A 12,969-nucleotide genomic window follows, 5' to 3' on the forward strand; every position below is an offset into this window, starting at 1 on the left:
GCCTTACCCCGGAATCCGGTCAATTTGCATCATGCGGTGTTCAAGGTAGCGCGCTACCCACCATGAACCACCAGGCGATATATTGACATAAAGATATCTTTATGCGATGCATCAGGAATGAAAAGTGTCGCTTATGTCCTCAGTCGATGAACTCTTCGGGCCGGTAGCAGCCAAGTCCGACGGCTCCGAATTGCTCGCCGCGCTACGGTCGGCTGCGCGCGAGCGCATCCTGTTCCTCGACGGTGCCATGGGCACCCAGATCCAGGGTCTGGGCTTCCACGAGGATCAATTCCGAGGTGACCGGTTCCTGGGCTGCTCTTGCCATCAGCAGGGCAACAACGATCTTTTGATCCTGACCCAGCCGCAGGCGATCGAGGACATTCACTATGCCTATGCCAAGGCCGGCGCGGACATCATCGAGACGAATACCTTCTCCTCGACGCGCATCGCGCAGGCCGATTACGGCATGGAGGACATGGTCTATGAGCTGAACCGCGACGGTGCGCGGCTGGTGCGGCGCGCGGCGATTCGCGCCCAGCAGGAGGACGGCAGGCGCCGCTTCGTCGGCGGCGCGCTCGGCCCGACCAATCGGACGGCTTCGATGTCGCCGGACGTAAACAATCCCGGATTTCGCGCCATCACCTTCGACGAGCTGCGTCTCGCCTATGGCGAGCAGCTGCGCGGCCTGATCGACGGCGGCGCCGATATCATTCTGATCGAGACGATCTTCGACACGCTCAACGCAAAGGCGGCGATCTTCGCTGCCGAGGAGATTTTCGCCGAGAAGGGTGTGTGGTTGCCGGTGATGATCTCCGGCACGATCACCGACCTGTCCGGCCGCACGCTTTCCGGCCAGACGCCGACCGCCTTCTGGCATTCGGTGCGCCACGCCAAACCCTTCACGGTCGGGCTCAACTGCGCGCTCGGCGCCGCCGCCATGCGGCCGCATCTGGCCGAGCTTTCCGGTGTCGCCGATACCTTCATCTGCGCCTATCCGAACGCAGGCCTGCCCAACGCCTTCGGCCAATATGACGAGAGCCCCGAGTTTATGGCCTCCCAGGTCGAGGACTTCGCCCGCGAGGGGCTAGTCAATGTCATCGGCGGGTGCTGCGGGTCCACGCCGGACCATATAGCCGCGATCGCCGAAGCGGTGAGCAGGCACAAGCCGCGCTCGGTGCCGAAGGTGAAGACGTTGATGAGGCTTTCCGGCCTTGAGCCGTTTACGCTCACCAAAGACATCCCCTTCGTCAATGTCGGCGAGCGCACGAACGTCACCGGCTCCGCGAAGTTCAGGAAGCTGATCACGGCCGCAGACTACGCCGCCGCCCTCGATGTAGCGCGCGACCAGGTCGCCAACGGCGCGCAGATCATCGACGTCAACATGGACGAGGGCCTGATCGACTCGAAAAAGGCCATGGTCGAATACCTCAACCTCATCGCCGCCGAACCCGATATCGCCCGCGTGCCGGTGATGATCGACAGCTCCAAATGGGAGGTGATCGAAGCAGGCCTGAAATGCGTACAAGGCAAGCCTGTCGTGAACTCGATTTCCATGAAGGAAGGCGAGGAGGCGTTCCTGCACCACGCCAAACTCTGCCGCATGTACGGCGCGGCGGTTGTTGTGATGGCATTCGACCAGCAGGGCCAGGCGGACACCAAGGCCCGCAAGGTCGAGATCTGCACCCGCGCCTACAAGCTGCTGACCGAGCAGGCGGGCTTTGCGCCCGAGGATATCATCTTTGATCCCAATGTCTTTGCTGTCGCCACCGGTATCGAGGAGCACGACAATTACGGCGTCGACTTCATCGAGGCGACCGGCGAGATCACCTCGACCCTGCCGCATGTTCACATCTCCGGCGGCGTGTCCAATCTCTCCTTCTCGTTTCGCGGCAACGAGCCGGTGCGCGAGGCCATGCACGCTGTGTTCCTCTACCACGCCATCCAGCGCGGCATGGACATGGGCATCGTCAACGCCGGACAGCTCGCCGTCTACGACACGATCGAGCCGGAGCTGCGCGAGGCCTGCGAGGATGTCGTGCTCAACCGCACGCCCAAGGCTGGCGCCACCGCGACGGAGCGGATGTTGGAGATCGCCGAACGCTTCAAGGGCACGGCCGGCCAGGAGGCCAAGGAGCGCGACCTCGCCTGGCGCGACTGGCCGGTGGAAAAGCGCATCAGCCATGCGCTCGTCAATGGCATCACCGAGTTCATAGACGCTGACACCGACGAGGCGCGCCTTGAGGCCGAGCGTCCGCTGCATGTGATCGAAGGCCCGCTAATGGCGGGCATGAACGTGGTCGGGGACTTGTTCGGCGCGGGAAAGATGTTCCTGCCGCAGGTGGTGAAGTCGGCGCGCGTCATGAAGCAGGCGGTGGCCGGCCTGTTGCCGCATATGGAAGCGGAAAAGCTGGCTAACGCCGCAAACGGTATCGACAATGGCGAGCGCAAGACCGCTGGGAAGATCCTGATGGCGACCGTCAAGGGCGACGTCCACGACATTGGCAAGAACATCGTCGGCGTCGTGCTCGCCTGCAACAATTACGAGATCATCGATCTCGGCGTCATGGTTCCGGCGACCAAGATCCTGCAGACGGCGAAGGACGAGAAGGTCGACATCGTCGGCCTGTCCGGCCTCATCACGCCGTCGCTCGACGAGATGGTGCATGTCGCTTCCGAGATGGAGCGCGAGGGGTTCGACATACCGCTGCTGATCGGCGGCGCCACCACAAGTCGCGTGCATACGGCGGTGAAGATCCATCCGCGCTATGCCAGGGGTCAGGCCGTCCATGTGAACGACGCCAGCCGCGCCGTCGGCGTTGTATCGGCCTTGCTCTCGAAAGATGCAAGGAACGGCTACATCGAGACCGTGCGCGCCGAGTACAAAAAGGTCACGGAAGCGCATCACCGTTCGGAGGCCGACAAGCTGCGCCTGCCGCTCGCCAGGGCTCGCGCCAACGCCCACAAGATCGATTGGGCGAACTACGAGCCGCCAAAACCATCCTTCTTCAGCACCAGGGTGTTCGAGGACTGGGATCTGGAGGAGCTTGCCCGCTATATCGATTGGACGCCCTTCTTCCAGGCGTGGGAGCTGAAAGGCCGCTACCCCAAACTCCTTGAGGACGAGAAGCAGGGCCCGGCCGCGCGCCAACTCTTTGAGGACGCGCAGGCGATGCTGAGGAAGATCATCGACGAGAAATGGTTCGCGCCGAAGGCTGTTATTGGCTTCTGGCCGGCCAATGCTGTCGGCGACGACATACGCCTGTTCACGGATGAGACACGTGCGCAGGAACTCGCGACCTTCTTCACACTGCGCCAGCAACTAACCAAACGGGACGGCAAGCCGAACGTCGCGCTGTCGGATTTCGTCGCGCCGGTCGAGAGCGGCAAGCCCGATTATGTCGGTGGCTTCGTCGTGACTGCGGGTATCGAGGAAATTGCGATCGCCAAGCGTTTCGAACGGGCGAATGACGACTACAATTCGATCCTCGTGAAAGCACTGGCCGACCGATTCGCGGAAGCTCTCGCCGAGCGGCTACACGAGCGCGTCCGCAGGGAGTTCTGGGGGTATGCGCCGGGTGAGAGTCTTTCGCCGGATGAACTGATCGGCGAGCCGTATCAGGGCATCCGGCCGGCTCCCGGTTATCCGGCCCAGCCCGACCACACCGAGAAGGTAACCCTGTTTAGGCTCCTGGAGGCCGAGAAGAACGCCGGCGTGTCCTTGACCGAGAGCATGGCCATGTGGCCGGGATCATCGGTATCCGGCATCTACCTGTCGCACCTCGATAGCTACTATTTCGGCGTGGCCAAAGTCGAGCGCGACCAGGTCGAAGGCTATGCCGCGCGCAAAAGAATGCCGGTCGATGAAGTCGAGCGCTGGCTCGGACCGATCCTGAATTACGTGCCGGCAAATTTCGCGGAGGCTGCAGAGTAGTCCGCTAGCCAGCTGCGGTCGCTTGGCTTCGCCGTCGCGGGATCGCGACCGGAGCCGGACACTGAAGAGAGCCATCGAGCGGGAATGATCTGCCATCCTCCGCGACCTATCGCGAACCATCGTAAATCGAGTCTAAATACCTGATCTTAAAAATGATTCGTCGTAATCTATCGCTGGCGGATCGGCCTGACGGTCTTTCTGACGGAGCCGCACATCCCGACGGATGAGGAGCGCGATCTTTATGAGCGGCAACAGGCGGGGCGCAATCGCGCCCAGGATCGAGGAGACTGGAGCCTTTTTATGTCTCTCCCGTACGCCGTGGCCTGAATGCGATACGGTTTATTCCGCCCAGCTCGTCTTCGCGATCGATGGATGGGCACAGGTCTGCGAAAGACTTGTGCTGACGGCAAGACGCAGACCGTCGAGCCCATGTTCGAGAGCATCGGCGTCAGGCTGAAATTCTTCTGGCTCACAACAGGACCGAACGTGACCTCCGCGAGGAAGAAGCGCATCAGCGTGCCGAACTCGCCCGGCGTCGTGAACTGGCAAAGCAGCGAAAGGAACGGGAGCAGGCCCGCTTCGACTACCTCCGCATCCTGGTGAAGCTTCAGCGGGAAGCCGCCGATACCCATCCCAGGCACGGGCTCAGAGGGGCATCGGAGGCCGCCGCGGGAAGATCGACCCGAACAAACCTCGGGAAAGTCGCCGAAAGTGTCTTGTCAGGCCGCAAGCGCCTCGCAAAAAATGGCGTGGCTTTTCGTGTCAGCGGGCCGACGGTCCCGTACATCATTGCCGAACACCGCAAGAATCTGGAGAAATCCCATGCCTACCAGCCATGATCTCAAGGGGCTGATGAAATTCCTCGCCCGCGATGAATGGCGCAGTTGTTTCGAGGAGGTGTTCGACGATCACTTCGGCCCGGTGCTCGAGGCTGGTGATATGGAATTCGAGGACCTGGCCGAAATCCTCGGCGACGACTGGGCAATGACCCTTTGGGGGTGCGCCTTCGAGGATTTCCTGACGCGAAACTTCGATGTCGCGGGCGGCAATATTGTCGACGAGTATCTCAAGCGGCGCGGCTGGAAGGAAAACGCGCAAACGAAAGCCTACATGAAGGCGCTGCGGACATCGGCCATAAGCCTATACGAGGTGAGCGACATCGTGCCGGGCAAATCGCTCATGGCGCGCGATCTGATCCTTGGCGGCGAGCCTATCGCCGTCAGCGAGGGAACGGCAACGAAGACCCTGCAACAATGGGACAGGGTCGCCGCCCGCATCGTTCCGGTCATGGGCAAGAAGATCTTCGCGGGCGGCCTTTTGCCCTTCACGCCGCAGGCCTCGGAGGCGCTGTTCGAAGGCCTGAAACAGATACTCGGGAAAAAGAACGCAAAGAAGCTCCCCGCCATTCGGGACGAAGACCTTCAGACGGTCGCCCCCATGTTTACGCTCTCATGGTTGTTCGATGCGCTTGATCGCGCCATGGAATTGCCGCCGATGCAAAACTCGGATGGCGACGATCTCCTGTTCCACGATGTCAGGTTCCCGCTGGCAAGCGGCGTGACACAGAAGGATATCGCCTCGCGGGTGAAAGCCATTCCCGGAATGTCGCAGGAGAACGCAAAATTCTGGAACTGGCTTGAGGACAAGCCGAAGGGCAGAGGACAACCGAAAAAAAGCGGTGAGCTTTCCTTCGATACTACCATGAATAGCGGTCAGCGCGTGCTGGGTAATGTGGAGCTGAATGGGCGGTTCCTGCACCTGTCGGCCAATTCCGCCGCGCGCGCGGAGAAAGGAACGGCTCTCATCCGGCACGCTCTCGGTGATTTTGTACGCGAGCCGCTCACCGAAATCCGCACGGTCGAGCAGATGATGGCCGATAGGTCGGCCAAGGACGGCGAAGCTCTTTCATCGGATGTGCCGCCGGAAATCGCTGAACAGCTCGTCCACCAGCTCCTGGACCGCCAATATCGCGAAACCCTTGATCAGCCTGTCGGAATGCTTGGCAACAAGACCCCGCGACAGGCCGTGAAATCATCCGCCGGTCGCCAGAAGGTCGCCGAGTGGCTCAAATATCTCGAAAACCAGTCCGCCAGGCAGCCGGACCCCACCGATCCCATGGCGACCTACAACTTCGAATGGATGTGGAGGGAACTCGGCGTCCACAATTTGCGCCAATAACACTTCCTACCGTATTTGGGTGACATTGATGCGGAAACGATCGCTCCGGCGCTGATATTTGCGGGTCATCTCGGCCGAGGCGTGATCGAGCTGCTTTTGGCTCGTCGACCTCGGCGAGGCCGGCACGCAACGAATGGCCGGCAAACAGCTCTTGCCGTCCGCCTTCCGAAAGATCGCTGCGCACGCCGGCCGCGAGCGCGGCGCGTTGATCAGCCGCGCCACCTCCTGGTCATTGGGCCGCTCGGCCCCGACCGCTTTGCCATCACCGGTCACTCGTCGGAACAGGGGGCCGTGCGATCCGTGCCAGTTTAAGCCAAGTCTGCAGCGCCTTTACGGGGGCAGAACCACGGCCGATCTCGACCTCGCGCCAGCCGCGCCGACCGTCCGCAGCTGCCCAGCTGGACTTCGCCGCGCGGGCGCGAGCCGAGTGAAGATCCTGAATGAAAGCGCGCCGGGCGGCCTGCCGGTCGAAATCGACGTTGCGTCCGAATTCCGCTACCGCGAGATCCCGTTGTCGCCGCAGTCGGCGGCTCTTTTCATTTCGCAGTCGGGCAAAACCGCCGATACGCTGGCATCGCTGAGATGCTGCAAGGAGCTTGGGCTGAAAATTGGTGCCGTCGTCAATATCCGCGAATCGACCATCGCTCGAGAGGCCGATGCGGTCTTTCCGATCCTTGCCGGCCCGGAGATCGGCGTCGCCTCCACCAAGGCTTTCACCTGCCAGCTAGCCGTTCTTGCCGCACTCGCCACCGGCGCCGGTGGATTCGCGCAGTAGGCTTCGCGTTGGTCTGAAGCCCTGCCTAGCCATCGGTTGCCGCTTTGACTGCCGCCCCGAACCGTTCTGCCGCTGCCTTTGCCGCTTTTAACAGCGCTTTGAAATCGTCGGGAGGATTGCCGCTATCCAGGATGCTCTTGAAGGTCGCGTAAGCATCTGTCTTGCTGCCGTAGGCACGCAGGGTGTCATCGTCGTTTACCCACGCGAGCACGATGATCTTGCTGGCGCTATCGAACCGGAAAAACAAACGATACTGCTCAAAAAACTTCGCCCGGAACCAGTGCTTGCGGCCGCTACCGCGCGTATCACCCTGTCGAAATTGCGCGGCCGCCGGGTCAGCCGGGATATCCTTGGTCACGAGTCTGGTGATGGCAGCCAGCCGTTTGGTGCCGTTCTTTTTCCTGTAGTTCGCCGGATCCCGCGCCTTGCGAGCCTCAACGTCCTCGATCAGACATTCGAGTTGTTCGAGGAAGAGGGGATGCGCATAGATCGACCACCCGTTGATTACGAGGGGAGCCTCTGGTGGCGCGTCTCGTCTCGTCATTCGTCATCGGCAGACAGTGTTGCGTCGAGATCAACCTCAAGTTCCCCCACCAGCGCTTTTAGCCGATCATATAGCGCTCCGTCGAACGCCTTCAGCCGCTCGGGGTGAGCTTGAATATCCGCTTCGAGAAGATCGAGAAATGCGCCGAGCGCCGGGTCGGCAGTCTCGTGCACCGCCTCAATATAGACCCGACCACTCGGTTCGGTACAATACCGGATTTGGTCGCCCTTCCCAAGCTGCAGATGCTTTCGCACACCGCTTGGCACCGTCGTCTGATAGCGATCGGTGAGCTTCGAGAAATCCTGAGCGAGCGCAACCATGTCGGCCTCCCCGAGTTCAGATTGGGACCATGGCTTCGATAGGTAATGCAAATGCATTGTCTCAACAAGGGGCGGGCTCAATCCTTAGCGCCAGCGTCCGCATTCAGCACATCGATCGGCTCCTGACCGGAGAGCCTGTTCCGCCGCATTGTTCGCGATGCAGACCCCGTCGAACGCGGGCCAGCGGCGCAGCATGTAGTCGATGGCCTTGGCGATATCGTGGTTGCGCGAGAGCCTGGCAAGCCAAGCGATAAGCCAGGCGTGAAAATCCTCCATCAGAAAATCTTCCTCCTTTGGAATTGATACTGGCTGGGGGGCGGGGAGGGTCAAAGTCCACAGCCGGTCGCTCCCACACCCGCGTCCCCCGCCCGTTCGCACTGATGATAAATTTGGGATGGGGTGATGTCGCCGTTTTCGGGAGGTGCCCATGAGGAGAAACGCCATTCAGATCATTTGGGGCGTACCGATTGAGCTCTTTTTCGCCGAAGCTTCCGATGCCGAAGCCTCGCATGAGCAGTGGTCGATTGTTTGCCGCGAACTGCAGGATGGCGGAACGCTGGCAATTTCGAATGGCCACGCGATCAAACGACTTGTCAAATTCCGGGTGCAGTTCGAGCAGTCTTCTTGTCACGGCCCGATCATTACAGCCAAACGCGCCAAGATAGGACTATGGAACCCCACATTGATCGGTGATGCGCCAGGCAGACGAGGCCATTCGGGCCATTGAATCAGAGTTGGGAATTTCACCGGCTCGCCGAAGGTGGCGCGTGGCAGGAAACTTCCTGCGCCGCGGACGCGTATCTCAAACCCGCATTCGACTGAGAAGGGGAGAAGGAAGGGAAACGGGGTCCTGGGCTCATCCTTTGCCCTCCAGCGGCGGGCCGACGACCATAATGGCAGGCTCGGCCGAAAGCAGCTTCTTCGCCGCTGCCTTGACGTGGTCGAGCGTCACCTGGTCGATGAGAGCGGCGCGGCGCTGAATGTAGTCGATGCCGAGATTGTCGAGCTGCAAGTGGAGGAGCGTCGCTGCAATCGAGCCGGAGGAATCCAGATGATTGATGGCAAAGGCGCCGATCAGATATTTCTTGGCCGCCTCGAGCTCGACCTCGGTCGGCCCCCCTTCCGCCATCTGCTTCACCACCTTGCGCACCAGGCTGAGCGTCTCGGCCGCCCTGTCGGCGCGCGTGGCCGTGGTGACGACGAGCGCGTTGGAGTGCCGGTGGTCGACCAGGCTGGAATAGGCGCCATAGGCGAGGCCGCGCTTTTCACGCACCTCCTCGAACAGCCGGGAGGAAAAGGGCGAGCCGCCGAGGATCTCGTTCATCAGCACCGCGGCGTAGAAGTCCGGCGCGCTGCGCTTGACGCCAGGCCAGGCCAGCTGCAGCGACGTCTGCGGCAGGTCGTAATCGACCTCCACCTGCTGGCCGAGCTTCGGGGCGAAGTCTGCGACGGGGGCGAGGGTCTGCTTCTGAGGCAAATCGCCGAACAGCTCGTCGAGCTTTTCACTTAGCGTCTTCGCATCGATGTCGCCGACCACCGCCACATGCAGGCCGTCGCGGGCAAAAGTGGCCTTGTGGAAAGCGCTGAGATTGGCCGGTGTGATGCCAGCGAGGCTCTCTTTGGTACCTTCATTCGGCCTCGAATAGGGATGCGTGCCGTAGATCGCGCGCAGCCATTTGCGCTGGGCAATGGAGTTGGGGTCGTGTTCCTTGGCGACGATGCCGGAGAGGACCTGGGCGCGGATGCGATCGATCGGCGCCTGGTCGAAGCGCGGCCTGTTGACCGCGAGCCTGAGCAGATCGAACGCGGCGTCCTGCTGTTCGGAAAGCATGCGCATCGAGCCATAAATGCCGTCGCGCTGCGCTTCGAAGCTCATCTCGGCGCCGGCATCGTCGAGCTTCACCTGGAAGGCATCGCTGTCGAGGTCGCCGGCGCCCTCGTCCAACAGGCCGGTCATCAGATTGGCGAGCCCCTCCTTGCCGGCCGGATCCTGCGCGTTGCCGCCGTCGAAGACGAAGTGGATGGCGATGATCGGCGCCGTATGGTCCTCCACCAGCCAGGCGTTGATGCCCTTTTCAGATTTCACCTCCTGGATGGTCATCGCGGCATGGGCGGTCAGCGCCGTCAGGGTGAGGAAGAAAATGGCGAGGAGCGCCTGCAGGATGAGGAAGAAAATGGCGAGGAGATAGGTCGCCAGCGGGGTGGCGAGGCGCGCAGCCCTCCCTTCTCCCACAAGGGGAGAGGGCAAGGCGCGTCCAAAGGCGCCGCGATGTTGGCTTGCCATCACATCAATTCTCCGTCTTGGGCATGAGATAGCCCGCGGTTGAACGGTCGGGCACGAGATAGCGGGTGGCGACGGCCTTCACCTGATCGGTGGTGACCTTGCGGATGCGATCCGGCCATTCCTGGACGTCCTGCACGGTGCGTCCGATGGCAAGCGTGGAGCCATACAAGTAGGCCATGTAGGGCTGCTCGTCGCGGGCGAAGACCAGCGAGCGGACATAGCGGTCCTTGGCCTTGTCCAGCTCGTCATCGGTCACACCGTCCTTGACGATACGGGCGATCTCCGCGTCGACTGCCGCTTCCAGATCTGCGAGCTTGGCATTGCCCCGCGGCGAGCCGTAGATGGTGAACCTGGTGGCATCCCGCATGGTGCCCCGGAAATTGGCGCCGGCGGTGGCGGCAATGCCCTCTTTCACCACCAGTTGCTGGTAGAGCCGGCTGCGGCTGCCGCCGCCGAGGATTTCGGCCAGGAGGTCGAGTGCCTCGGCCTCGCCGGGTTCGGCAGTGTGATAGGACGGCACCACCCATTGCGTGGAAAAGCCGGGCACCGAAACGCGCGCGTCGGTCAGCGTCACCGTGCGCTTGGTGTTCTGCTCCGGCTCGACCGGGCGGATGCGGGGTAAACCAGGACCCGCCGCAACCTTTCCATAGGTCTTCTCGGCCAGCGCCTTCACCGTCCCCGGCTCGACATCGCCGGTCACCACCAGCACGGCGTTGTTGGGTCTATAATATAGATCGTAGAACTCGACGGCGTCGGTCCAGGTCAGCTTCTCCATCTCCTGCATCCAGCCGAGGACAGGGATGCGGTAGGGCTGGTTCTGCCAGAGTGTCGCGTCGACCTCCTCTTCCAGCGCCGCCTGCGGATTGTTGTCGGTGCGCGAGCGGCGCTCCTCCAGGATCACGTCGCGCTCGGTCTTGATATCATCGTCGTTGACGATGAGGTTGAACATGCGATCGGCCTCGAAGCTCATCATCTGCTCCAACGCCGAAGGCACTACCGTCTCATGGAAGGCGGTGAAGTCGAAAGAGGTGAAGGCATTGTTCGAGCCGCCGATGGCCGAGACGGCGCGGTCGAACTCGCCTGCGGCATGGTTGGTTGTCGCCGCCTTGAACATCAGATGCTCCAAGAAATGGGCAATGCCAGATTTGCCCGGCGGCTCGTCGGCGCTACCAACCTTGTACCACACCATATGGGTCACGATCGGGGCCCGGTGATCGGGGATGACGACCACCTCCATGCCGTTGTCGAGCAGGAAATCCGTCACCTTGCCGTCATCGGAGGCCGCCAGAGCCGGGGCGGTCGTCACGAAGCCCAGCGCGGTTGCAAAAAGTGTCTTGCGCAGCCAGCCAGACCGAAGATTCATTGATGGCTTCGGTTCTGGTGACGGGACGAGAGGCAAAATGATTTGTTCCTCACTTTGAAGGCGCTGCGTCCCCGTCTCCCCTTGTTGTGGGGGAAGGTGGATCGACGGGCAGCGCCGAGCCGGATGAGCAACCGTCTTCACCTTGCCAGTCCTCACTCGAGCGTCACCCCTGGATGGGTCCGGGAGACCCGCGGCGGCAGTAGCTTTCGGTGAGGTGATCATGGAACGATTTCTCCTTGGTCCGTGACGTGTTTGCGGACCACCGCGCACGTACCGTGCCAAATGAGAAAACCGTGCAAAGGCAATGTGATAGATCTGGCTCTGCTACGGCGCGTATCCGATATTGTCGGACTTTGGACAGGGCCGAACGCGAAGCGCTTGCGGGTTGGGACGACATCTTGCTCGTGCGCAAGAGGATTGCGCGTGCTGCCGCGCAGGGGGATAGGATGCGCCTCGAACTGGCCGCGGCACTTGAGGGTGTTGGAATTGAGTGGAAGCTGGTGAAGGCCTGGAGACGATGGTGGTCGCCGCGGAACGCTTCCTCGCCAGGCAGTCCAGAGTCGCAACGAGCAGAGGCGTCAGGAGCGTGGCCGGTAGGGAAGAGGAGCCGGCCGCCAGGCGACTCGCAGTGGAAGTGCGCTGCACCGAGCATTCCCGCTCGAACAGATGAATGACCGCCCACCCCACCTTCGGCAATTGGCTGGATCCGCTTGAGCTGAACGAACAGCCGCCGTAGCAGTGCCGTTCATGAAAGCTCGAATTTTGGCGTCGAGGGTCTTCTCCACAAGCGTGCGCTGCTTCAGTGGTCGGTCATCGGTGGTTCCTTCAAATCAGGCTGGTGTCTGCAACCGACCTCACCGGGGACCATCGACGACAACCGCTACGCCGCTCGCTCGCTTCAGCGCTGTTGAGGGCGCGCTCGCGAGCGGCTTCGTCACCGCCGACCCACGCCAATCAGCGGGGCACGACCCTGCATTCCGCTTTGTCTGCAATCTAACAATGTCGGATATGAGACGCGGCGGTGATGGAGCTATCCTGTTGATAGCAAACATTTTTCACTGTTGGCACGAAACCTGCGCGAATAGCTGCAGACGCATTGCGTTTAGGCGCAAGTTCTACGAATTGCACGTATCGGGCGTCTCGCATGTGGCGAGCGAAACCGTCGAGCAGATGGCCGAGCTCTGGGCGGTCGAGGAGAGCATCCGCGGCCAGGACCAACGTCCGCCGCTCCGCGCGCCAGGAGCAGTCGGCCATCATCATTGCCGAACTCTGGCCTGGAGAAAATGGAAATGCTCAGAATTTTCGCCGTCCTGGCGCTGTCGCTCTTCGTGGCGAACTGCTCCGCGACAACCTTGACAACCCACAGCGCCGTGCAGGTCGCCGGTCATCCCTACAAGACCGATCCGAACTGCAAGCGCACCAAGCTGCTCGGCACGTTCGACGAACGCTGCGATCATCCGCGGCTCGGCTATCGCGGCTTTTCCGATCCCACGATCGGCGCAGCTTCCGGCGCTGGTGGCGGCTTCTGTCTCTAATCCAACCACGGGGGGTCCCAAGCGGGCGCGCCATTTTTC

General features: G+C 61.7%; 8 protein-coding genes and 3 pseudogenes. 5 read left to right on the top strand and 6 right to left on the bottom strand.

Annotated features, from left to right (window positions below):
* The first annotated feature begins 133 nt into the window (after nucleotides 1–133).
* On the top strand, nucleotides 134–3,931 hold the full coding sequence (gene metH / locus MAXJ12_RS22905; protein WP_008838403.1) for a methionine synthase: 3,798 nt from the start codon (nucleotides 134–136) through the stop codon (nucleotides 3,929–3,931).
* A gap of 822 nt (nucleotides 3,932–4,753) precedes the next feature.
* A complete protein-coding gene (locus MAXJ12_RS22915) occupies nucleotides 4,754–6,109 on the top strand; it encodes a DUF7986 domain-containing protein (RefSeq protein ID WP_008838406.1) in 1,356 nt (451 codons plus the stop codon).
* Nucleotides 6,110–6,115: 6 nt separating this feature from the next.
* Here the strand turns inward: MAXJ12_RS22915 and MAXJ12_RS22920 are convergent.
* Nucleotides 6,116–6,491 (bottom strand): annotated as a pseudogene (locus MAXJ12_RS22920) (site-specific integrase); the annotation flags it as partial.
* 78 nt (nucleotides 6,492–6,569) lie between these two features.
* Between MAXJ12_RS22920 and MAXJ12_RS22925 the strand changes: the two are divergent.
* A pseudogene (locus MAXJ12_RS22925) lies at nucleotides 6,570–6,869 on the top strand (SIS domain-containing protein); the annotation flags it as partial.
* A 40-nt stretch (nucleotides 6,870–6,909) separates the two neighbouring features.
* Here the strand turns inward: MAXJ12_RS22925 and MAXJ12_RS22930 are convergent.
* From MAXJ12_RS22930 to MAXJ12_RS40110, 3 genes and pseudogenes are all read right to left on the bottom strand, one after another.
* A complete protein-coding gene (locus MAXJ12_RS22930; protein WP_008838409.1) occupies nucleotides 6,910–7,428 on the bottom strand; it encodes a type II toxin-antitoxin system YhaV family toxin in 519 nt (172 codons plus the stop codon).
* Complete coding sequence (locus MAXJ12_RS22935; protein ID WP_008838410.1) at nucleotides 7,425–7,748, bottom strand: type II toxin-antitoxin system PrlF family antitoxin; 324 nt, start codon at nucleotides 7,746–7,748, stop codon at nucleotides 7,425–7,427. The genes MAXJ12_RS22930 and MAXJ12_RS22935 overlap by 4 nt, the downstream gene beginning before the upstream one ends.
* 126 nt (nucleotides 7,749–7,874) lie before the next feature.
* Nucleotides 7,875–8,192, bottom strand: a pseudogene (locus tag MAXJ12_RS40110) (IS66 family transposase); the annotation flags it as partial.
* On the opposite strand from MAXJ12_RS40110, the gene MAXJ12_RS22945 reads away from it, so the two are divergent.
* Nucleotides 8,176–8,475: a hypothetical protein gene (locus tag MAXJ12_RS22945; protein WP_008838412.1), complete on the top strand. Its 300-nt coding sequence runs from the start codon at nucleotides 8,176–8,178 to the stop codon at nucleotides 8,473–8,475. The pseudogene MAXJ12_RS40110 and the gene MAXJ12_RS22945 overlap by 17 nt on opposite strands.
* 129 nt (nucleotides 8,476–8,604) lie before the next feature.
* Here the strand turns inward: MAXJ12_RS22945 and MAXJ12_RS22950 are convergent, their stop codons facing one another.
* Together MAXJ12_RS22950 and MAXJ12_RS22955 are read right to left on the bottom strand one after the other, a co-directional pair.
* The gene (locus MAXJ12_RS22950) at nucleotides 8,605–10,032 is read right to left on the bottom strand and encodes a M16 family metallopeptidase (protein ID WP_008838413.1); all 1,428 of its coding nucleotides are present in this window, start codon (nucleotides 10,030–10,032) and stop codon (nucleotides 8,605–8,607) included.
* Nucleotides 10,033–10,036: 4 nt separating this feature from the next.
* Nucleotides 10,037–11,395: a M16 family metallopeptidase gene (locus MAXJ12_RS22955; RefSeq protein ID WP_008838414.1), complete on the bottom strand. Its 1,359-nt coding sequence runs from the start codon at nucleotides 11,393–11,395 to the stop codon at nucleotides 10,037–10,039.
* Between the two features lie 1,289 nt (nucleotides 11,396–12,684).
* Here MAXJ12_RS22955 and MAXJ12_RS22960 point away from each other — a divergent pair.
* Nucleotides 12,685–12,930, top strand: a complete 246-nt coding sequence (locus MAXJ12_RS22960) for a hypothetical protein (protein WP_139043995.1) — start codon at nucleotides 12,685–12,687, stop codon at nucleotides 12,928–12,930.
* Nucleotides 12,931–12,969: the final 39 nt, after the last annotated feature.

This window comes from Mesorhizobium alhagi CCNWXJ12-2, from assembly GCF_000236565.1.
Classification (GTDB): Bacteria; Pseudomonadota; Alphaproteobacteria; order Rhizobiales; family Rhizobiaceae; genus Allomesorhizobium; species Allomesorhizobium alhagi.